Here is a 21844-nt window from a genome sequence, read left to right as displayed (position 1 = left end):
GAATCTGTAAAAGAGAGGTGCGGATAAGATGGATGATATTACACGCCTGTGCCGGGAGCAGACGCGGCTCACGATGCTGCAGATCAGCCTGCTCTCTCGCATGGCAATCGTCTTCCCGTTTTTGGCGGACCTCGCGCACGGGGAGCTCAAGGTCTACGTGAGGACGAAGGACCCGGAGTCCTTCCTGATCGTGGCACAGCAGCGCCCGCATACGGTCTACCTGCCGGGCAAGGACAGCGCAGTTGGCTGCCGCGTGCGCTCCATCGAGGAGCCGCTCATCAAAGAGACATTCCAGACGGGCAAGCCAGCGCGCGGCAAGCGCGAGTGGAATTACGGCTCGATGGTCGACATGTTCACGTTCGGCATTCACGATGGTGACAAGGTCATCGGCGTGCTGAACTTCGAGGTCGACCTCGACAAGCTTTCCATCGAAGGCTACTCGCATCTCCTCGATGCGGCGGTCGCGGTGCTCTATCATGCGCGCCACATCCTCAATCCGGAGCAGTTCCGCCCAATCACGGCGAGCGATGGCATCATCATAACGGATGCGCACAGCCGCATCGTCTTCGCGGATGCCGCGGCCGTGCGCATCTACCGCGTGCTCGGCGTCGGCAGCCTGCGCGGCGGCCATCTCTTTGACCGCCAGATGACGCAGCATGTCACGCGCGAGACGGTGGAGACGGATCGGCCGTGGCAGAAGGAGATCACGGCGGGCGGGCTCATCCTCATACGGCGCGAGATCGTCGTCCGCGAGGGCGGCAATCTCTGCATGCGCATCGTCATCATCTCGGATGTCACGGAGACGCGCGCCAAAGACAAGGAGATCCGCATCAAGTCGGCCGTCATCCAGGAGATCCACCATCGCGTCAAGAACAACCTGCAGGCCATCGCGAGCCTGCTGCGCATCCAGGCAAGGCGGGCCAAGACGGCAGAGGTCAAGGCGGCACTGAAGGAGAGCGTCAACCGCATCCTCTCAATCTCGGTCGTCCACGAGTACCTTTCACAGCAGGGCAGTGAAGATATCGATGTCCAGGAAGTCATGGGGCACATCTTCGACCTGGCCGCGCGCAATATGACCGACCGGGACTTCCTGATCCGGACAGAGTTCAAGGGGCCGCGGCTGATCCTGCCGTCGAAGTGTGCGAGCTCGGTGGCGCTCGTGCTCAACGAGCTCGTGCTCAACGCGATGGAGCACGCCTTCACGGGCAGGAAGTCGGGCCTCATCGGCCTGGCCGTCCAGGAGGATGCGGACCACTGGCACCTCGACTTCTACGACGACGGCGTGGGCCTGCCGGAGGGATTCGAGGACATGCCGCGCAAGTCGCTGGGCCTGACCATCGTCCAGACACTCGTCGAGGGCGATCTTGGCGGCACGTTTGCCATCGAGAATGACGAGAGGGGACCGGGGCACGGCACGCACGCAAGGCTCTGCATCCCCAAGGTGCAGCCCAATCCCACGGATGAGGGCTGAGTATGTGAGCCTGTGGGCGTGATACATGATAGAAGCTCGTTTTGATTTGTGATTGTTGAGATTGTTACTGAAAGGATTGCACGGAAAGGCTGGAATAATTTATGGCACATGAGACGTTACGGATTGTCATTGCAGATAATGAATCCATCATCCGCATGGATTTGCGTGAAATGCTTGAAGAAGCCGGTCATGAGATCGTCGGCGAGGCCATCGATGGGCGCAAGGCGGTGGAACTGACGCGGCAGCATCGCCCGGACCTCGTCATCATGGACATCAAGATGCCGCAGATGGACGGCATCACGGCTGCGCGCAAGATCTCGGAGGAGAAGCTCGCGCCGGTCCTCCTGCTCACGGCGTTCAGTCAGCCGGAGATCGTCGAGAAGGCGAAGGACTCCGGCGTGCTCGGCTATCTCGTCAAGCCGGTGCAGGAGACGAATCTCTTCCCGGCCATCGAGATTGCCATGTCGCGCTGGCGGGAGATGCAGGGCCTTGAGCAGGAGCTCGCGGGCCTGCGCGACTCTCTGGCCATGCGCAAGACACTCGACCGCGCCAAGGGCATCCTCATGGCGGCGCACCACCTGTCGGAGCCTGAGGCCTATCGCCGCATCCAGCAGTACGCGATGATGAAGCGCCTGACCGTCAAGGAAGTCGCTGAGGCCATCGTCAAAGCGGCCGGCGGCAAAGTATGAGCTTCAATAATAAATAATAAAACCAATAAGGACATAGCAAAGCCCTTGCTGTATAAGGATTCAGCGAGGGTTTTTTATTTTTGTCCAAAACGAATCCGGACGGAATCGAATGTCTTTTGATTGTTTTATGGACCGTTACTCGTTATAATAAAGACAACTTAAGTTAAAGGAATCCAGAAGGCTTCCAAGTTGTACATAGGAGGCTGAGTCATGAAAACAAGTGCTCGAGCCATTGCCATCATCCAGTGCCTGCTGGATGGGAGCGATATGGTCACAGCCGGAACGATAGCAGAGAAGCTCGGCGTCAGCAGCAAGACGGTATCAAGAGAGCTCCCGAAAGTGGAGTTACTATTGAGAACGTATGGCCTGGAGCTGCTGCGCAAGACAGGAGCAGGCATCCAGATCACAGGAGATCCTTCGAAGATCGACCTCCTGCGCCAGGATGCCCTGAACACCGAAACGGCGGCTTATACGCCGCAGCAGCGCCAGATCATCCTGGCCGGGCAGCTCTTGCAGGCGACAGAGCCCATCAAGCTCTTCTCACTGGCGAGCATGCTGAAGGTGACGGATGGAACCGTCAGCCACGATCTCGACAAGCTCGAGTCGTGGCTCAAGCAGCGCGGTCTCCTGCTCGTGCGAAGGCCGGGCCTCGGTGCTTATGTCAAGGGCAGCGAACGGGACATACGCCGCGCTCTCGTCGAGATCCTCTACACGAATCTCGATGAAGAACGGCTCCTGCAGCTGTTCCATGACCCGGAGCAGGGGACTCACAAAGGGGCGGGAGCGGCTGAACAGTATCTCTTGAAACTGGTCGATAAGCAGATGATACACGACTTAGAACAGCTGGTACATGAAGTGGAGAGCGGCTTGCCGCATCACCTCTCGGACACGGCGTTCATCGGTCTCGTCGTTCATCTGTCGCTGGCAATCCAGCGCATGCGGAAGAAAGAAGACATCCACATCGATACCGCGACATTGGCTGCCTTGCGCAAGCGCCGTGAGTATCGCATGGCGAAGGAACTGGCGCGGCGCATTACCGCACAGTTCCAGACAGAGGTCCCAGAGGATGAAATCGGTTATATCACCATGCACCTCATGGGCGCCCGGAGCTTTTACCGCAAGGGTGATGATGAGGTCGTGTCCGTGATGGATAACTTCCATCTCGTGCGCATGGCCCGCTCCATCATGAAGTGTGCACAGCAGGAGACTGGAAGAAAACTCTTGGACAACAAAGAACTCTTCCTTGGCCTCGTCAATCATCTCGGCCCATCCATCAGCCGCCTGCGCATGCACATGGATATCCGCAATCCGCTCTTGGAGGAGATGCGGTCGGCTTATCCGGAGCTCATGGAGCTGGCTGGTAAGGCGGTCAAGCCCATGGAACAGGAGCTCGGTGAAGCTCTTCCTGAAGCAGAGGTTGCCTACATCGCCATGCATCTCGGTGCAGCCTTGGCTGAGCCTCATTCAGCCAGCAGGCAGCACGTCCGCGTCATTGTCGCTTGCCAGACTGGCATGGGGACAAGCCGCATGTTGGCCGCAGGATTGAAGCAGGCGTACGATACGATCGAGATTGTCGATCTCGTCTCGGCGCTTCAGGTCAATCGTGAGTACGTCCAGCATACGGAGGCAGACTTCGTCATCTCGACGGTCCCGATTCCGTGGTCGCCTTTGCCGGTTGTCGTTACAACGCCGCTGCTCGATCAACGGGATAAGGCGCGCATCGACCAGGAACTCGTGCGGCAGGCAGACTGCGGGCCGCATCATACACCATCGGTGTCGACTCAAAAAGCGTTGCCTTTCTTGGAGTCACTGCAGCGGATGGATGCCTACAACCGGGCCATACAGGCGCTGCTGCATCACTTCTTCGGCAAGGAACTGCACGCTGAGCCATCCATCCGCGATGTCTGTCAGGCTGCCAGCCGGGCTGTTGCATCGGATACAGAAGCGCAGGAAGGCATTGTCGCAGCGCTCTTGAGGCGAGAGTCAGAGGGTGAAATGGTCTTGCGGGGCAATGCGATGATCCTGCTTCATGCAAGGACTGACCTTGTGCCAGGACCGCGGTTCGGCATCCTGCACCTCGAGCAGCCGATGCTATACCCCGAAAGGGATGGCGAGGCCGTGCGAACTGCTATCGTGATGCTGGCACCCAAGGAGAGCAGCTGTGAGGCGCTTGAGACAATTGGCGCTGTCTCAGCTGCCCTGCTGGAACGGTGGGGGTTGATTGCCATCCTCAATGAGGGCAACCCGCACGACATCTACCAGGAACTCGAGCATATTTTTCGGGATTTTTACCAACAGAAGTATAAAGAACTCTTTGGAACGATGTGAATACAGGATTTATCTAAATCTTTATATCCATATGTCTCATGTATTATGTAATGGAGGGAAATTCTTATGAGCAACCAGAACAAAGAAGGCGCTCAGGAAGCCATGCAGAAATTTGGCCGCTTCCTTTCCGGCATGGTCCTGCCGAACATTGGCGCATTCATCGCATGGGGCCTTTTGACGGCCCTGTTCATCCCGACCGGATGGTGGCCGAATGAGTATCTGGCTCAGGTCGGTGCTCCGATGAGCAAGTGGCTGATCCCACTGCTCCTTGGCTATAGCGGCGGTGCTGCCATCTACGGTCACCGCGGCGGCGTGCTCGGTACGATCGCAACGGCCGGTGTCATTGCTGGTTCGGACATCCCGATGTTCCTCGGCGCCATGATTATGGGCCCTCTGGGCGGCTGGGTCATCAAGAAGTTCGATAAGGCCATCGAGGACCATATCCCGACTGGCTTTGAGATGCTGGTCAACAACTTCTCCGCCGGCATCATCGGTGGTATCCTGGCCATCCTGGCATTTGTTGCCATCGGACCAATCGTCCTTGCGGCGAATGGCGTGCTCCGCGCTGGCGTTGAAGGCATCGTCGCGATGGGCCTCCTGCCGCTCGCCTCGATCATCATCGAGCCGGCCAAGGTCCTGTTCCTCAACAATGCAATCAACCACGGTGTCCTTTCTCCGCTCGGCATTCAGCAGGCAGAACAGTACGGCAAGTCGATGTTCTTCCTGCTTGAGGCAAATCCTGGTCCTGGTTTCGGCGTCCTGCTCGCTTACTGGTTCTTCGGCAAGGGCATGGCAAAGGAATCCACGCCTGGCGCTATGATCATTCACGTCCTCGGTGGTATCCACGAAATCTACTTCCCGTATATCCTCATGAAGCCGATCCTCGTCCTCGCTGTCATCGCCGGTGGTATGTCTGGTGTCTTCACGCTGAATCTCCTGGGCGGCGGCCTTATTGCTCCGGCTTCCCCGGGCTCCATCCTCGCTGTGCTCGCCATGACGCCGAAAGGGGCATTCCTGGCTAATATCGCCGATTTCCTGGTCGCTACTGCTGTTTCCTGTGCCGTTGCGTCTATCTTCATCAAGGGTTCGCATGATGATGGCAGCGAAGAATCGCTCGAGGCTGCCCGTGAATCCATGGTAGAAATGAAGAACCGCGGCAAAGATCTGCCGACTGATGAGAAGAAGGTCTCGGGTGCGGAACTCAAGCGCATCGTCTACGCTTGCGATGCTGGCATGGGCTCGTCTGCTCTCGGTGCCGCTGGCCTGCGCAAGAAGCTCAAGAAAGCGGGCTACACCGACATCTCTGTCACGAACTGCGCAATCGGCAATATCCCGAAGGATGCTCAGCTCGTCGTCTCGCATGAGAAACTCGCTGAACGTGCTCTCGAAGACAGCCCGCAGGCGGAACACATCTGGGTCAAGGACTTCACGCAGAACAATGTCTACGATATCGTTACGGCGCGCCTCAAGGGTGAAGGCGTCGAGACGAAGGCTGCGCCTGTTGAAGAAGAGCAGGTCAAGGAAGGCATCCTGACGAAGGAGAACGTAAAAGTAGGCCTCAAGAGCGTCTCGAAAGAAGAGGCCATCAAGACGGCCGGCGAACTGCTGGTCAAGGGCGGCTACGTTGACGAACCGTACATCCAGGGTATGTTGAACCGCGAGAAGGACATCACAACGTACATCGGCAAGGGCATTGCCATCCCGCATGGCGAGAATGCTGTCAAGAGTTCCGTCAAGGAGTCCGGCATTGTCGTCCTGCAGTATCCAGAAGGCGTCCAGTTCGGCGATGACAAGGCATACCTCATCATCGGCATCGCTGGCCGCGGCAATGACCACCTGGCCATCCTCGCAAACCTCGCGACGACGATGGATGAGTACAGCGACGAACAGCTGCACGAGCTCTACACGACGAAAGATCCGAATGTCCTTTATGAAGTCTTCACGAAAGTAGAGTAAAGTAGAACAGTATAGAGTGATCAAGTGATATGGTATGCCCCCGGCTGTTGCAGATTATCCAGTAGCCGGGGAACCATATGGAAATGGGAGGATCTATAATCATGAAACAGGCAATCCATTTTGGTGCTGGCAACATTGGCCGCGGCTTTATCGGTGAGCTGCTCGTGCAGTCCGGCTATGAGGTGACTTTCGTCGATGTCAATGACGAACTGGTCAAGACCATCAACGAAAAGAAGGCATACAACATCAAGATCGTCGGAGATGAGCCGCAGACGGTCCACGTGGAACACGTCAAGGCCATCAACAGCAACACGAATCTCGAAGATCTGCTCACGGCAATTGTCAAGGCGGATATCATCACGACGGCAATCGGCCCGAACATCCTCAAGTTCATCGCGCCGAATATCGCCAAGGGCCTTGAGCGCCGCGTCAAAGTGAACGAGACGCCGCTCAATGTCATCGCCTGTGAGAACATGGTTGGCGGCTCGACTGTCCTCAAGAACTTTGTCTACGAGCACCTCTCGGACGAGGCAAAGCCACTCGTCGATAAGCTGATCGGCTTCCCGGATGCAGCCGTTGACCGCATCGTGCCGCTGCAGCACAATGAAGAGCCGCTGCTCGTCCAGGTTGAGCCGTACTGCGAGTGGGATGTCAACCGCACGCAGGCAAAGGGTGAAGTGCCGGAGATCAAGGGCTTGACCTGGGTGGACAACCTGCAGGCTTATATCGAGCGCAAGCTCTTCACGGTCAATACGGGCCATGCTTCGATTGCGTATATGGCTTATCAGAAGGGCATCAAGGATATCTACAGTGCTATGCAGGATCCGGAGATCGTCGCCTTCGTCCGCAAGGTCTGGGGCGAGACGGGCAGCATGCTCATTGAGAAGTATGGCTTTGACCCCGCAGTCCATCAGAAATACGTTGAGACGACGGAAAAGCGCTTTGCGAATCCACACCTTTCGGATGAGGTCACGCGTGTCGCACGTGGACCGAAACGCAAGCTCGGTGCAAAAGACCGCCTCGTGAGCCCGGCAACGCAGCTCATCGAGCAGGGGAAGACACCGTCTGCTCTGGCAAAGGTCATCGCCGCAGCTCTGCACTTCGATTACGAGGGCGACAAGGAAGCTGTGGAAGTCCAGGCTTATGTCAAGGAACATGGCTATGAAGAAGCTCTGACGCATTTCACGGGCATCGAGAAGGGCAGCAAGCTCTACAATCTCGTTGAAGCTGAGCTTCAGGTATATAAAAAATAAGGTTATCATATTGACAAACTATGCTTTTTCCTCTAGAATGAAGACATCGTTTGAAAAGAACTGACCAAAAAATGGAGGTTCTAAGGCAGGCGCGCTCTGCGCCAGCCTTAGGACCTCTTTTTGTTTTCTGGTTTTTATCGTGTAGATGACTTGTGAGGTGATGGCAGTGGAACATATCTTTGTACAGGCCAATGGGATGTATCGGAGCATGCGGCGCGGGTACGCGGATATCGTGCGCTTGGGGCTCAGCATGCTGCGCATCGGCACGATTGGCTTTGGCGGCGGCAATGCGCTGATTCCCGTCATCGAGAAGGAAGTCGTAGAAAACGGCAAGCTCGTCACGAAGCGCGCATACGATGAGGACGTCGTCGCGGCCTGCATCACGCCGGGCGCACTGCCCATCGAGATTGCGGCCGGCATCGGCCAGCGCCTCGGCGGTCCTGCGGGCATGCTCGTGGCGGCCTCGATGATGGCACTGCCCGGCGCGCTCTTCACTGTCCTGATCCTCGCCGTGCTGACGGGCGAGCAGGGAGCGGCTCTGCTCGGCATTCGCTACATCTCCATCGGCCTTGGCGCGTTCATCATCAGCTTGCTGCTGGCCTATGCCATCAAGACGCTCGGCGCCATGCAGCAGGCCGGCACGCGGGCGTTCCGCGCAATGTGCCTCGCGATGATTGCGGTCTTCCTGCTTTCGTCGGAGAAGAACCTCTACGCGCTGCTTGGCTTGCACATGGAGCCCGTGTTCCACCTGTCGGTCCTCTCGATTCTCGGGCTCTCGTTCTTCCTGATTATCTTCCTCGGCAGCGGCTTCTCGCGGAAGAAGGGCATCTTGGCGGCGGTGCTCACGGCTGCGTTCCTGTTCAGCGGCAGCCAGCTTCCCGTGCTCTCTGCACCGGTCCTGCACGATGCCACAGCCGTTCTGATGACGGTGCTCGGCTTCTGCGGGCTGGTCCGCAGTTTCCGCTCGGGCAATGAAGCGGTCGACGGGGGGAAGCTCTTCAAGGACACCCTGCGCGAGGTCTTCGTCTGGCTGGCCTTTGCACTGCTCTTTGCTCTGCCGGCACTGATGATACTGCCGGGCAGCTCTTCATTTCTCGGTGAGGGCTTCCTCTCCTCGCTGCTCTCGTTCGGCGGCGGCGATGCCTACCTGACGATTGCCGACGGCCTGTTCGTGCAGGGCGGCACGGTGGCGGCGGCTGACTTCTACGGTCAGCTCGTCCCCGTGGCCAATGCCCTGCCCGGGTCGATTCTCTGCAAGATATTGACGGGCATCGGCTATCTGGCGGGCTTCCAGATGGGCGGCACGTCATCGGGACTCATCCTCGCTCTGGCGGGCTTTGCCGTCAGTGTGGCGGCATCGGGCCTGATCTTCGGCCTCGTCGCGCGCCTCTTGCGCACCTTCCACGATGTGCCGGTCTTCCGCCAGATCAGCCTTTGGGTGCGCCCCATCATCAGCGGCCTGCTGCTCAATGTTGCACTATCGATGCTGCGCACGAATCTCGAGATCGGTGCAGGGCTTTCCGTGCCGGAGGCGGCCGTGCTCGGCCTGACCGTCGGCCTCGCGCTCTTTTGCCTTTATTTGCTCTGCGCGCGCCGCAAGGCGATGACCATGCCGATGCTCGTCTCGGCTGCCGCAGGGCTCGGACTCATCCTCATATGATGGATGGTTGATCTGCTATTTTCTATCGATTTAAGACTTGCTGTTTAGGAGAGATTGTATGAAGAATGGAAAGCTCGAGCGGCGTCATCTGGAAACGGACGTCCTCATCATCGGCGGCGGCACGGCGGGCTGCTATGCGGCCATCCGGCTCGGCGCCGAGAAAGACTTGCGCGTGCTCGTTGTCGAGAAGGCCAATATCGAGCGCAGCGGCTGCCTTGCGGCCGGTGTCAATGCGCTCAACGCCTACATCTCGAACGGCCATACGCCGGCCGATTACGTCGAGTATGCGCGCCGCGATGCGGAGGGCATCATCCGCGATGACCTCATGATGACGATTGCAGAGTCAGTCAATGCGGTCACCGAGGACCTCGAGCGCCGCGGCCTCGTGATCCTCAAGGATGCGGAAGGCCATTACGTCACGCGCGGCTGGCGCAATGTCAAGATCAATGGCGAGAACATCAAGCCGCTGTTGGCCAAGGGCGTGCGCGAACAGGAAAACGTCACGGTGCTCAACCACGTCAACATCACGGACCTCAAGGTCGCGGATGGCGCGGTGCATGGCGCCTGGGGCTTCTCGGTCCGCGAGTGCACGGCTTACGACATCGAGGCAAAGGCTGTGCTGATTGCGACGGGCGGCGCTGCGGGGCTCTACAGGCCCAACAACCCGGGCTTCTCGCGCCACAAGATGTGGTATCCGCCGTTCAACACGGGGGCCGGTTATGCGATGGGCATCCGGGCCGGCGCGGAGATGACGACGCTCGAGCACCGCTTCGTCGCCCTGCGCTGCAAGGACACGATCGCACCGACGGGCACGATTGCGCAGGGCGTCGGCGCCAAGCAGGTCAATGCCAAGGGTGAGGTCTACGAGACGAAGTACGGGCTTACGACGCCGCAGCGCATCTTCGGCACGGTGGAGGAGAACCGCAAGGGGAATGGCCCTTGCTACCTCGATACGCGCCACATCACGTCGGAGCAGCAGTCGGACCTCTACCACGCTTACCTCAACATGGCGCCGGCCCAGACGCTCAAGTGGATTGAGAGTGGCAAGGGGCCGAAGGAGCAGCCGGTCGAGGTCGAGGGCACGGAGCCCTATGTGGTCGGCGGCCATACAGCCAGCGGCTTCTGGGTCGATACGAACCGCGAGACGACCATCCACGGCCTGTTTGCCGCCGGTGATGTCGCGGGCGGTGCCCCACAGAAGTACGTGACGGGCGCTCTCGCAGAAGGGGAGATTGCCGCGGATGCGCTGGCTGCCTACCTTGCAGCAGAGCAGGAGAAGCCTGCGCCTAGAACAGCGGTGAAAGACGAAGGCGATGTGTATGAAGCTTATGAAGCGTATCTCTCGCGCGAGCCGGGCAACCTGACGGTGGAGCAGCTCGAGGAGGCCATGCAGAAGACCATGGATGAGTACGCAGGCGGCATCCATACGGACTATCGCTACAATGCGAGCCGCCTGAAGCTGGCCGATGAGAAGATCCAGCACATCGAAACGCTGCTGCCGCAACTCGCAGCCGAAGGCCCCTACGAGCTCCTCAAGATCTACGAGCTGCGCGAGCGGCTGATGGTCTGCCGGGCACTCATCGCGCATCTGCTCGCGCGCAAGGAGACGCGCTGGCATACGTTTGGCGAGAACGCCGACTATCCGCAACAGTCCGAAGACGGGCTCTGCTACATCAATTCACGCTTAGAACATGGAGCCTTCCATATATATAGAAGGCCGCTGGTCAAAGGAGGTCATTATGAGCATACGCGTCCATGAAGACCGTTGCATCGGCTGTGGCCGCTGCACGGAAGCCTGTCCGGGCAACCTTCTGCTCATGCAGGGGACAGATGCAGGCCGCAAGGCGAAGATCCGCGAGGTCCGCGACTGCTGGGGCTGCACGGCCTGTATGAAGGTATGCCCCGTCAGCGCCATCGGTTACTTCCTCGGCGCAGATCTCGGCGGCAGCGGCAGCACGATGACGATTGAGCGGCAGGGCCATTACTATCACTGGCACATCCGCAAGCCCGACCAGCACGACGTCACCATCACGATTGACCGTGAGAACGCCAACCAATACTGAGTAAGGAGTCAATACATATGGGAAAATTATCGCACCTCGATGCACTTGAGGCCGAGGCCATCTACATCATCCGAGAGGTCGCGGCCGAATCCGAGAAACCGGTCATGCTCTATTCCATCGGCAAGGACAGCACGGTCATGATGCACCTGGCCCTCAAGGCATTCTACCCGGAGAAGCCGCCCTTCCCGTTCCTGCACATCAACACGACGTGGAAGTTCCACGAGATGATCGCTTTCCGCGATGCGCAGGCCAAGAAGTACGGTCTCGACATGATTGAGTACAAGAATGAGGAGGGGCTCGCAGCGGGCGTCAACCCGTTCGATTACGGCGCCTCCTACACCGACATCATGAAGACGCAGGCCCTCAAGCAGGCGCTGACGAAGTACGGCTTCACGGCGGCCTTCGGCGGTGGGCGCCGCGATGAGGAGAAGTCGCGCGCGAAGGAGCGCGTCTTCTCGTTCCGCAATGCGGCACAGGCCTGGGACCCGAAGAACCAGCGCCCGGAGATGTGGAAGCTCTACAACTCGCAGATTAACAAGGGCGAGAGCATCCGCGTCTTTCCGCTGTCCAACTGGACGGAGAAGGACATCTGGCAGTACATCCGCCGCGAGAACCTCGAGATCGTCTCGCTCTACTTCGCGAAGGAGCGCCCGGTCATCGAGCGCGACGGCAATCTCATCATGATCGACGATGACCGCATCGTCAAGAAGCTCAACCTCAAGCCAGAGGACATCGAGCACAAGAAGGTCCGCTTCCGCACGCTCGGCTGCTACCCGCTGACGGGCGCTGTTGAGTCGGATGCCGACACATTGGATGCGATCGTGGAGGAGACGCTCGGCGCTGTCGAGTCGGAGCGCACGAGCCGCGTCATCGATCACGAGGGAGCCGGCAGCATGGAGCGCCGGAAACGGGAGGGTTATTTCTGATATGAACGATTTACTCAAATTCATCACCTGCGGCAGCGTTGACGACGGCAAGTCCACCCTGATTGGCCATCTCTTGTACGATGCCAAGCTCATCTATGCGGACCAGGAGGAGGCCCTGCTGCTCGACTCCAAGGTCGGCAGCCGCGGCGGTGCCATCGACTACTCACTGCTGTTGGACGGGCTGCTCGCGGAGCGCGAGCAGGGCATCACGATCGATGTCGCCTACCGCTACTTCACGACGGATAACCGCAGCTTCATCTGTGCCGACACGCCGGGCCATGAGGAGTACACGCGCAACATGGCCTGCGGTGCCTCGTTTGCCGACCTCGCTGTCATCCTCGTCGATGCGACGCAGGGCGTCCTGACGCAGACGCGCCGCCATGCCCGCATCTGCGCGCTCATGGGCATCCGCTACTTCGTCTTCGCCATCAACAAGATGGATCTCGTCGACTATTCAGAGGCGCGTTTCCGGGAGATTGAGGCACAGATCGAGAATCTGAAGCAGGAGCTCCATCTGCACGATGTCAAGCTCATCCCCGTCTCGGCGACGGAGGGTGACAATGTCACGAAGAAGTCGTCCAATATGCCTTGGTACGACGGGCCAACATTGCTCGACTACCTCGAGCAAGTCGACGTCAGTGCCGTGCAGGAGGAAGGCTTCTACATGCCAGTCCAGCGCGTCTGCCGTCCGAACCACGAGTTCCGAGGGTTCCAGGGCCAGATCGAGAGCGGCAGCATCGCCGTCGGCGATACGGTCACGTCTCAGCCGAGTGGTGAGGAGGCGCAGGTCAAGAAAATCCTCGTGGCCGACCGCGAAGCAGAGTCGGCTTTCAAGGGCCAGCCGGTCACAATCCAGCTAAACCGCGAGGTCGACGTCTCGCGCGGCTGCGTGCTCGAGAAGGGTAGCCACGTCCGCCAGGCCGCCAACTTCAAGGCGGAGATCCTCTGGATGGACGATGTGCCACTGACCATCGGCAAGAACTTCATGGTCTTCCTCGGCACGAAGAAAATCCCGGGCATCCTGACGAAGATCGACTACCGCATCGACATCAATACGGGCGAGCACGTCGAGGCGACGGGGCTCAAGAAGAACGAGATCGCCGTCTGCGAGATTGCCGTGACGGAGCCAATCGTGCTCGACACGTTTGACCACCACCGCACGCATGGCGAGCTCATTCTCATCGACCGCATCAGCAACATGACGGCGGCCTGCGGCGTCGTGCGCGAGATCCCCGATGCATCGGCCAAGCGCCACTTCGCAGCCAATCAGCAGATGCGCAGCGCACTCAACTGGCAGGCCCCGCTGGCCATTGCCTTTGAGCCCGTGAAGGACGGCATCACGCTTGCGACCATCGAGGAGGCTGAGTACTACCTCGTGCGCAACGGCCGTCACACCTACCTCTATCATCCGTCTGAGGGGGAGGATCCCGCAGCGGTGCTCCGTCATCTGCTGCAGGCAGGCCTCGTCGTCCTGCTCGTGCTCGATAGCGACCAGCCGCTGCCAGAAGGCGTCAAGAGCTTCCAAGAGCTTTCAGGCGCAGCAAACGGAGCCGATTCCCAGCAGATTGCTGCGGCCATCCTGCACCACTCCATGCTCGACTCCATGATGACGCCAAACAACTGGATTATCTGAGATACGCCCATATGCATGCCAACAAAGGCCAGATTGAACTGGCCTTTGTTTTTTTGACTTTTTTATGGATTCGATATTGACATTTTGACTTAGACGGGGTAATATAAAGACTGTAGTTAGCACTCGGGTTTAGTGAGTGCTAACACCATCAACATGTAAATTCATTTTTATAGGAGGAAGATACCTATGATTAAGCCATTGGGCGAAAGAGTTGTCATCGAAGTTGCAGAGAGCGATGTAAAGACGGCCAGCGGCATCGTGCTGCCGGACACGGCCAAAGAGAAGCCGCAGAAGGGCACGGTCGTTGCGGTTGGCGCTGGCAAGCTGCTCGATAATGGCGAGCGCGCTGCTATGGAAGTCAAGGTTGGCGATGGCGTCATCTTCTCCAAATACTCGGGTTCTGAGGTCAAGGTAGAGGGCAAGGATTACCTGATTGTCCGCGAGAGCGATATCCTCGCAGTCATCTGACCGTCCCGCGATTGAAATACCAGATACGAATTTTCTCGGAGGTAATATAAATGGCAAAGCAGATTCTGTTTGACGAAGAAGCACGCCGCGCACTCGGCCGCGGTGTTGATGCACTAGCAAATGCAGTAAAGGTAACGCTTGGACCGAAGGGCCGCAACGTCGTCCTCGACAAGAAGTTCGGCGCTCCGACGATCACGAACGATGGTGTCACGATCGCACGCGACATCGAGCTCGAAGATCCGTTTGAGAACATGGGCGCACAGCTCGTCAAGGAAGTCGCCACGAAGACGAACGACATCGCTGGCGATGGCACGACGACGGCAACGCTGCTCGCACAGGCCATGATCCACGAGGGCATGAAGAATGTCGCTGCTGGCGCGAACCCGATGATCATCAAGAAGGGCATTGACGAAGCCGTCAAGACGCTCGTCGATGAGATCAAGGCAAAGTCCAAGAAGGTCGAAGGCCAGGCTGACATCGCTCAGGTCGCTACGATCTCCTCCGCTAATGAAGAGACGGGCAAGCTGATCGCTGAGGCCATGGAGAAGGTCGGCAAGGACGGCGTCATCACGGTTGAAGAGTCCAAGACGATGCGCACGAACCTCTCCGTCAAGGAAGGCATGCAGTTCGACCGCGGCTACATCTCCCCGTACCTCGTCACGGATACGGACAAGATGGAAGCAACGCTCGACGATCCGTACATCCTCATCACGGACCGCAAGATCTCGGCCATCAACGACATCCTGCCAATCCTCGAGCAGGTCGTCAAGGCTGGCAAGCAGCTCGCCATCATCGCTGAGGATGTCGACGGCGAAGCACTGACGACAATTGTCGTCAACAAGCTGCGCGGCACGTTCAAGGCTCTGGCTGTCAAGGCTCCGGGCTTCGGTGACCGCCGCAAGGCCATGCTGCAGGATATTGCTACGCTGACGGGCGGCACGGTCATCAGCGAAGAGCTCGGCCGCAAGCTCGACAGCGTCACGCTCGCTGACCTCGGCCAGGCACACAAGATGGTCTCCACGAAGGATGAGACGACGATCATTGGCGGCAAAGGCGACAAGGAAGCCATCGCTGAGCGCGTTGCTCAGATCAAGCAGCAGATTTTCCAGACGACGAGCGATTTCGATCGCGAGAAACTGCAGGAGCGCCTCGCAAAGCTCTCCGGCGGTGTTGCCGTCATCGAGATCGGTGCAGCTACGGAAGTCGAGATGAAGGACAAGAAGTACCGCATTGAAGACGCTCTGAACGCTACGCGCGCTGCTGTTGAAGAAGGCATTGTCGCAGGTGGCGGCACGACGTTCCTCGACATCCTGCCGGCACTCGACAAGCTCGAAGTCGAAGGTGACGAGAAGGTCGGTGTCAACATCGTCAAGCGCGCCATCGAAGAGCCGGTCCGCCAGATCGCTCAGAACGCAGGCCTCGAAGGTTCTGTCGTCGTCGAGAACGTCAAGAAGGCTGGCACGGGCATCGGCTTCAACGCACTCAAGAACGAGTACGTTGACATGCTCAAGGCTGGTATCGTCGACCCGGCTAAGGTCACGCGCTCCGCTCTGCAGAACGCTGCCTCGATTGCTTCCATGGTCCTGACCACGGAGACGCTCGTTGCCGACAAGCCGGAAAAAGGAGCACCGGCACCGGCTGCACCGGGCATGGGCGGCATGCCGGGCATGATGTAATCCCCTGAAATTACATCCTCCAAACTGAATCAGAGACCCCGTTCGGATTTTTCCGGACGGGGTTTTCTTGTTATGGCGAAGGTTTGAAAAAGCCAGCTGGAGTGGGCAATTGTTGACAATAAGGCGGTTTTAAGCTAGAATAACATCGTATCAGAATCGCCTTGGGCGTTTCTGGAGAAAATCATAAAGATGCAGCAGGATTGTTATAGAAAAGAAGCAATTCTTAGCGCTAGTTCCCCGGAGGTTTTGCCAATCGGGGAGAACGAGGAGAAGGTTGTCGAGACGTCAGCGGATGCCTTCCGGCCGTCCCAGTCGAGAGGGCCTGACGAAAGCGGGGGAGTGATTCCCTGGGACAAAGTCAGGTTCGGGGACCTGTTGCAGGAATACCAGGAGGTATGTATCATGTGTGGTATTGTTGGTTATGTCGGTGACAAGCAGGCAGCAGAGTTCCTGCTCGAAGGCCTCTCGAAGCTCGAGTATCGCGGCTACGATTCAGCCGGCATCGCCGTCTACGATGGCAACCGCATCCGTGTCGAGAAGAGCGTTGGCCGTCTGGCTGCTCTGCGCGACAAGATCAAGGACGATATGCCGCAGGGCACGATGGGCATCGGCCATACGCGTTGGGCAACGCACGGCCGTCCGTCGGATCGCAATGCGCATCCGCATACGGACTGCTCGGGCGACTTCGTCGTCGTGCACAACGGCATTATTGAGAATTATTTGGCACTCAAGGAAGAGCTCATCGAGAAGGGGCATGTCTTTAAGTCGGAGACGGATACGGAAGTCGTCGCGCATCTCATCGAAGAGGTATACAACGGCGATTTCGTCTCGTCGGTCCGCGAAGTGCTGCACCGCATTGAGGGTTCGTACTCGCTCGTCTTCATGTGCCGCAAGCACCCGGGTGAACTGATCTGCACGAAGCAGGACAACCCGCTAGTCATCGGCATCGGCGAGGGCGAGAACTTCATCGCTTCGGATATCCCGGCCATCATCGCGCGCACGCGCCGCACCTATATCCTCAACGATGGCGAGCTCGCTGTCGTCACGAAGGATTCCATCAAAATCACGAACCGCCGCGGCGAGCCTGTGACGAAGAAGGTCTTTGAGGTCAACTGGAATGCTGAGGCTGCCGAGAAGGGCGGCTATGAGCACTTCATGCTCAAGGAAATCAACGAGCAGCCGAAGGCAGTCCGCGATACGATGAGCCAGCGCATTGCGAAGGACGGCAAGTCCATCGTCATGAACGAGCTCAAGTGGGATGCGGATTACCTCAACTCTTTCAACAAGATCTACATCGTTGCCTGCGGTACGGCATACCATGCTGGCCTCGTCGGCAAGTTCTACATCGAGAAATTGGCCCGCACGGTCGTAGAAGTCGATGTCGCTTCGGAATTCCGCTATCGCGACCCGATCGTCGATGAGAACACGCTGTTCATCGCAGTCTCGCAGTCGGGCGAGACGAGCGATACGCTCGCAGCCATGAAAGAGTCGAAGCGCCTCGGCGCCAAGACGCTGGCCCTGACGAACGTCGTCGGTTCCTCGATTGCCCGTGAGGCTGATCAGGTGCTCTACACCTGGGCTGGCCCGGAGATTGCCGTCGCTTCGACGAAGGCATACACGACGCAGCTCATCCTGTTCTTCATGCTCGCCCTCTACATGGCGCAGATCAAGAAGACGCAGACGCCGGAGCGCATCGAAGAGCTCATCGCAAAACTCAAGAATGTCCCGGCTCAGGTCAGCGAGACGCTCTCGGATGTCGAGCCAATCAAGACGTTTGCCAAGCAGTACGGCTTCAATGAGGATGTCTTCTACATTGGCCGTTCGCTCGACTACGATGTCGCTCTCGAGGGCGCACTGAAGCTCAAGGAAGTTTCCTACATCCATGCAGAGGCATATGCTGCCGGTGAGCTCAAGCACGGCACGCTGGCCCTGATTGTCGAGGGTGTGCCGGTCATTGCTCTCGCGACGCAGAAGAGCGTCTACGAGAAGACGCTGTCGAACATCAAGGAAGTCAAGGCGCGCGACGCTGTCGTCATCGGCATTGCTGCAGAGGGCGATACGGAGCTTGAGAAGTACGTCGACCATGTCATGAAGGTCCCGGAGACGGATGAACTCCTGATCCCAATCCTGACGGTCGTTCCGCTCCAGTTGCTCGCTTACTATGCCGCCATCACGCGCGGCTGCGATGTCGACAAACCGCGTAACCTCGCGAAGTCGGTTACGGTTGAATAAGAAAACCGCATAGGATAGCTGAATCTGATGGTACACGAGAAGCCTTTCTGCCTGTTGGCAGAGGGCTTCTTGTTCTATTGCCTGACTGCCACGCCTGTGTGGCAGAGGCACGACACGAATGGAGGCATTTTCATGAAGGCATTTATCTACGATATGGACGGCGTCATTGCCGATACCGAGCCGGTTCACCTTCAGGCAGAACAGAGAGTGCTTGAGAAGATGGGCGTGGAAGGCGTTACGCTGGAATTCCTCATGCGTTACCAGGGCATGACAGACCTCATGATGTTTGAGGATATGAAGAAGCGGTTTGGCTTTCGCCATTCTGCAGAACAAGCAGCTAAGGCCAAGGTGTATCTGTTCAACAAAATCATCCATGAACAGCATGTCACGCCGATTGCGGGCAGCCTGGAACTGATTCGCGCGACGAACGAGCTGCGTCAGTCGCAGGGGCTCAAGACGGCCATCGCGAGTTCGTCGAGCGATGCCTTCATCGCCTTTGTCGTCGATGATCTCGGCATTCGCGACCACTTCGACCTGCTCATGGGCGGCACGAATCTGCCCGAGTCGAAGCCAAATCCCGCCATCTACCTGCAGACGGCGGCTTATCTGCGCGTGGACCCGAGGGACTGCGTCGTCGTTGAGGACGCCACGAACGGCGCACTGGCGGCTAAGGCGGCCGGCATGACCTGCATCGGCTTCAAGAGCCCGCACAGCCCTCATCAGGACCTCTCCATCTGCGATAGGATTGTCGACAGCCTCGAGTCCATCGATCTCTCGAGTTTTTGAGATGTAAAGGAAAATTAAAATCAATATGTTTTAGAGTCTCTGTTCTGTTTTGAGAATCCGGCAGGAATATCCATCATCTACGTCGAATCCTAGAACTGTCGAAAAAGATAATCAAATAAATGGATAGCAGTAGACGATAGAGGAGGAATCGTGATGGCAGAAATGGCAACGAAAGCAAGAGCATTCCAGGATTTCCTGGATGCGAAAGAAATCAAGGCATTTGTATCGGAGACGATTGAGAACGACCCAGAGCAGACGACGGTATTCCGCTCGCATGTAGAGGTGGATGGGCAGCAACTGCCGCTGCTCGTCCTGCTGGACCGCAGCATCTTCTCCATGATCCGCGTGCAGGTCTCGCCGAAGTGCAAGACAGAGGAGAATGAACTGGCCGTACTCAAGCTGGCCAATGACCTCAACCTCAAGTACAAGCCGTTCAAGCTCTATTTCGACGGCGAGGGCTCGCTGATCCTCGATATCTGCATGATCACGCCGGACGAGAAGGCCGAGGAGATCGGCGACATGGTCTACGGCATGTTCAACGTTATGATCACGTTCCTCAACGAGAATTATCGCACGATGATGAAGACCATCTGGTAAGCAGAGGATAGCATCTGGACGATGCTAAAAGAAGACTGTCTCATGGGCAGCCTTCTTTTTTATCTTTTTTCAAAATAGGTGTTGACAACCTGTCCTGTATACTGTATCATAATACAAGTCGCTGAGAGATACGGCAACGGCAAAAGCCCATAAGCCTTGATTGGCAAGGGATTTGCAGGAAGCTCAAAAGAACTTGAAAAAAGAAAGAAAAAACTTCTTGACAAGCTCCGCTCGATGCGATAAGATATAAAGGTCGCTTGAAGCAAACAGCTTTCAAACGAAAGCAAGAAGGCAAGCTTCGAAAGACCAAGTTGTTCTTTGAAAACTAAACAATGCAACATGAATCATTTGTGATTCAAGCCAGATGTTTTTAAAAACATCGATTGATTATGAACATAAGCAATCGGCAATTTCTTTACTAGGCTTCTTTTGAAGCTTAGGCCAAAAAGATATTTAGAGCCAATCAAGGTTCTTCATAAGTTTTATGGAGAGTTTGATCCTGGCTCAGGACGAACGCTGGCGGCGTGCTTAACACATGCAAGTCGAACGAGACGATTGAAAGCTTGCTTTTGAAAGTCGAGTGGCAAACGGGTGAGTAACGCGTAGACAACCTGCCGTAAAGATGGGGACAACAGTCCGAAAGGACTGCTAATACCGAATGTTGTGGAACTTCCGCATGGGAGCTCTACTAAAGATGGCCTCTACTTGTAAGCTATCGCTTTACGATGGGTCTGCGTCTGATTAGCTAGTTGGTGGGGTAATGGCTTACCAAGGCGACGATCAGTAGCCGGTCTGAGAGGATGAACGGCCACATTGGAACTGAGACACGGTCCAGACTCCTACGGGAGGCAGCAGTGGGGAATCTTCCGCAATGGGCGCAAGCCTGACGGAGCAACGCCGCGTGAGTGAAGAAGGGTTTCGACTCGTAAAGCTCTGTTGTCGGGGACGAATGTGGAGATGGTGAATAACCATTTCCAATGACGGTACCTGACGAGGAAGCCACGGCTAACTACGTGCCAGCAGCCGCGGTAATACGTAGGTGGCGAGCGTTGTCCGGAATTATTGGGCGTAAAGGGAGCGCAGGCGGGAGATCAAGTCTATCTTAAAAGTGCGGGGCTCAACCCCGTGAGGGGATGGAAACTGGTCTTCTTGAGTGCAGGAGAGGAAAGCGGAATTCCTAGTGTAGCGGTGAAATGCGTAGATATTAGGAGGAACACCAGTGGCGAAGGCGGCTTTCTGGACTGTAACTGACGCTGAGGCTCGAAAGCGTGGGGAGCGAACAGGATTAGATACCCTGGTAGTCCACGCCGTAAACGATGAATGCTAGGTGTAGGAGGTATCGACCCCTCCTGTGCCGGAGTTAACGCAATAAGCATTCCGCCTGGGGAGTACGGCCGCAAGGCTGAAACTCAAAGGAATTGACGGGGGCCCGCACAAGCGGTGGAGTATGTGGTTTAATTCGACGCAACGCGAAGAACCTTACCAGGGCTTGACATTGAGTGAAAGAGCTAGAGATAGCTCCCTCTCTTCGGAGACACGAAAACAGGTGGTGCATGGCTGTCGTCAGCTCGTGTCGTGAGATGTTGGGTTAAGTCCCGCAACGAGCGCAACCCCTATCCTTTGTTGCCAGCACGTAATGGTGGGAACTCAAAGGAGACTGCCGCGGACAACGCGGAGGAAGGCGGGGATGACGTCAAGTCATCATGCCCCTTATGTCCTGGGCTACACACGTACTACAATGGGATGGACAGAGAGCAGCGAAGCCGCGAGGCCAAGCGAACCCCATAAACCATCTCCCAGTTCGGATTGCAGGCTGCAACCCGCCTGCATGAAGTTGGAATCGCTAGTAATCGCAGGTCAGCATACTGCGGTGAATACGTTCCCGGGCCTTGTACACACCGCCCGTCACACCACGGAAGTCATTCACACCCGAAGCCGGCAGGCTAACCGCAAGGAGGCAGCCGTCTAAGGTGGGGGCGATGACTGGGGTGAAGTCGTAACAAGGTAGCCGTATCGGAAGGTGCGGCTGGATCACCTCCTTTCTAAGGAGTAAATGGACGGAAGTCCATGACTCTGGTCGGTCATCTGACTGTTGCATTGTCTAGT

15 protein-coding genes and 1 rRNA gene are annotated in these 21844 nt (G+C 57.3%); all 16 read left to right on the top strand.

The genetic code is table 11. The features are described 5' to 3' along the window. Nucleotides 1-28: 28 nt before the first annotated feature. The 16 genes from MITSMUL_RS02005 (at nucleotide 29) to MITSMUL_RS01930 (ending at nucleotide 21780) form a co-directional block, all read left to right on the top strand. Nucleotides 29-1471 carry a sensor histidine kinase gene (locus MITSMUL_RS02005; RefSeq protein WP_005839501.1) on the top strand — a complete coding sequence of 481 codons (1443 nt, stop codon included), beginning with the start codon at nucleotides 29-31 and terminating at the stop codon, nucleotides 1469-1471. A gap of 101 nt (nucleotides 1472-1572) precedes the next feature. Next, nucleotides 1573-2160 carry an ANTAR domain-containing response regulator gene (locus MITSMUL_RS02000; protein ID WP_005839500.1) on the top strand — a complete coding sequence of 196 codons (588 nt, stop codon included), beginning with the start codon at nucleotides 1573-1575 and terminating at the stop codon, nucleotides 2158-2160. Nucleotides 2161-2370: 210 nt separating this feature from the next. Further along, nucleotides 2371-4488, top strand: a complete 2118-nt coding sequence (locus MITSMUL_RS01995; protein WP_005839499.1) for a BglG family transcription antiterminator — start codon at nucleotides 2371-2373, stop codon at nucleotides 4486-4488. A gap of 66 nt (nucleotides 4489-4554) precedes the next feature. After that, complete coding sequence (locus MITSMUL_RS01990; protein ID WP_005839498.1) at nucleotides 4555-6444, top strand: PTS mannitol transporter subunit IICBA; 1890 nt, start codon at nucleotides 4555-4557, stop codon at nucleotides 6442-6444. Between the two features lie 101 nt (nucleotides 6445-6545). After that, the gene (locus MITSMUL_RS01985; RefSeq protein ID WP_040635314.1) at nucleotides 6546-7697 is read left to right on the top strand and encodes a mannitol-1-phosphate 5-dehydrogenase; all 1152 of its coding nucleotides are present in this window, start codon (nucleotides 6546-6548) and stop codon (nucleotides 7695-7697) included. A gap of 166 nt (nucleotides 7698-7863) precedes the next feature. Continuing rightward, a complete protein-coding gene (locus MITSMUL_RS01980) occupies nucleotides 7864-9357 on the top strand; it encodes a chromate transporter (protein WP_169627115.1) in 1494 nt (497 codons plus the stop codon). Nucleotides 9358-9415: 58 nt separating this feature from the next. Continuing rightward, the gene (locus MITSMUL_RS01975; RefSeq protein ID WP_005839493.1) at nucleotides 9416-11116 is read left to right on the top strand and encodes an adenylyl-sulfate reductase subunit alpha; all 1701 of its coding nucleotides are present in this window, start codon (nucleotides 9416-9418) and stop codon (nucleotides 11114-11116) included. Next, nucleotides 11097-11420 carry a 4Fe-4S dicluster domain-containing protein gene (locus MITSMUL_RS01970; protein WP_040635312.1) on the top strand — a complete coding sequence of 108 codons (324 nt, stop codon included), beginning with the start codon at nucleotides 11097-11099 and terminating at the stop codon, nucleotides 11418-11420. Before MITSMUL_RS01975 ends, MITSMUL_RS01970 begins: the two co-directional genes overlap by 20 nt. 17 nt (nucleotides 11421-11437) lie before the next feature. After that, nucleotides 11438-12346 (top strand): sulfate adenylyltransferase subunit CysD, encoded by a 909-nt coding sequence (gene cysD / locus MITSMUL_RS01965; RefSeq protein WP_005839490.1) that lies wholly within the window; start codon nucleotides 11438-11440, stop codon nucleotides 12344-12346. A gap of 1 nt (nucleotide 12347) precedes the next feature. Beyond that, a complete protein-coding gene (locus MITSMUL_RS01960; protein WP_005839488.1) occupies nucleotides 12348-13979 on the top strand; it encodes a sulfate adenylyltransferase subunit 1 in 1632 nt (543 codons plus the stop codon). A 186-nt stretch (nucleotides 13980-14165) separates the two neighbouring features. After that, nucleotides 14166-14447 carry a co-chaperone GroES gene (gene groES, locus MITSMUL_RS01955; RefSeq protein WP_005839486.1) on the top strand — a complete coding sequence of 94 codons (282 nt, stop codon included), beginning with the start codon at nucleotides 14166-14168 and terminating at the stop codon, nucleotides 14445-14447. 50 nt (nucleotides 14448-14497) lie between these two features. Further along, complete coding sequence (groL, locus tag MITSMUL_RS01950; protein ID WP_005839484.1) at nucleotides 14498-16123, top strand: chaperonin GroEL; 1626 nt, start codon at nucleotides 14498-14500, stop codon at nucleotides 16121-16123. Between the two features lie 402 nt (nucleotides 16124-16525). Further along, the gene (glmS, locus tag MITSMUL_RS01945; RefSeq protein ID WP_040635311.1) at nucleotides 16526-18355 is read left to right on the top strand and encodes a glutamine--fructose-6-phosphate transaminase (isomerizing); all 1830 of its coding nucleotides are present in this window, start codon (nucleotides 16526-16528) and stop codon (nucleotides 18353-18355) included. A 132-nt stretch (nucleotides 18356-18487) separates the two neighbouring features. Then, a complete protein-coding gene (locus tag MITSMUL_RS01940; protein ID WP_040635310.1) occupies nucleotides 18488-19141 on the top strand; it encodes an HAD family hydrolase in 654 nt (217 codons plus the stop codon). A gap of 153 nt (nucleotides 19142-19294) precedes the next feature. After that, complete coding sequence (locus tag MITSMUL_RS01935; protein ID WP_005839477.1) at nucleotides 19295-19738, top strand: hypothetical protein; 444 nt, start codon at nucleotides 19295-19297, stop codon at nucleotides 19736-19738. A 481-nt stretch (nucleotides 19739-20219) separates the two neighbouring features. Continuing rightward, nucleotides 20220-21780 (top strand): 16S ribosomal RNA (locus tag MITSMUL_RS01930). Nucleotides 21781-21844 lie beyond the last annotated feature (64 nt).

This window comes from Mitsuokella multacida DSM 20544, assembly GCF_000155955.1.
GTDB lineage: Bacteria > Bacillota > Negativicutes > Selenomonadales > Selenomonadaceae > Mitsuokella > Mitsuokella multacida.
Note: the sequence above shows the minus strand (reverse complement) of the source record. Positions and strands in the feature narration are given on the sequence as shown.

Bases quoted from the DNA above. Each gene is read 5' to 3' on its own strand.
- MITSMUL_RS01975 (WP_005839493.1), top strand. From the start codon at position 9,416: ATGAAGAATGGAAAGCTCGAGCGGCGTCATCTGGAAACGGACGTCCTC.
- groES (WP_005839486.1), top strand. From the start codon at position 14,166: ATGATTAAGCCATTGGGCGAAAGAGTTGTCATCGAAGTTGCAGAGAGC.
- MITSMUL_RS01935 (WP_005839477.1), top strand. From the start codon at position 19,295: ATGGCAGAAATGGCAACGAAAGCAAGAGCATTCCAGGATTTCCTGGAT.
- groL (WP_005839484.1), top strand. From the start codon at position 14,498: ATGGCAAAGCAGATTCTGTTTGACGAAGAAGCACGCCGCGCACTCGGC.
- cysD (WP_005839490.1), top strand. From the start codon at position 11,438: ATGGGAAAATTATCGCACCTCGATGCACTTGAGGCCGAGGCCATCTAC.
- MITSMUL_RS01995 (WP_005839499.1), top strand. From the start codon at position 2,371: ATGAAAACAAGTGCTCGAGCCATTGCCATCATCCAGTGCCTGCTGGAT.
- MITSMUL_RS02005 (WP_005839501.1), top strand. From the start codon at position 29: ATGGATGATATTACACGCCTGTGCCGGGAGCAGACGCGGCTCACGATG.
- MITSMUL_RS02000 (WP_005839500.1), top strand. From the start codon at position 1,573: ATGGCACATGAGACGTTACGGATTGTCATTGCAGATAATGAATCCATC.
- MITSMUL_RS01990 (WP_005839498.1), top strand. From the start codon at position 4,555: ATGAGCAACCAGAACAAAGAAGGCGCTCAGGAAGCCATGCAGAAATTT.
- MITSMUL_RS01985 (WP_040635314.1), top strand. From the start codon at position 6,546: ATGAAACAGGCAATCCATTTTGGTGCTGGCAACATTGGCCGCGGCTTT.
- MITSMUL_RS01940 (WP_040635310.1), top strand. From the start codon at position 18,488: ATGAAGGCATTTATCTACGATATGGACGGCGTCATTGCCGATACCGAG.
- glmS (WP_040635311.1), top strand. From the start codon at position 16,526: ATGTGTGGTATTGTTGGTTATGTCGGTGACAAGCAGGCAGCAGAGTTC.
- MITSMUL_RS01960 (WP_005839488.1), top strand. From the start codon at position 12,348: ATGAACGATTTACTCAAATTCATCACCTGCGGCAGCGTTGACGACGGC.
- MITSMUL_RS01970 (WP_040635312.1), top strand. From the start codon at position 11,097: ATGAGCATACGCGTCCATGAAGACCGTTGCATCGGCTGTGGCCGCTGC.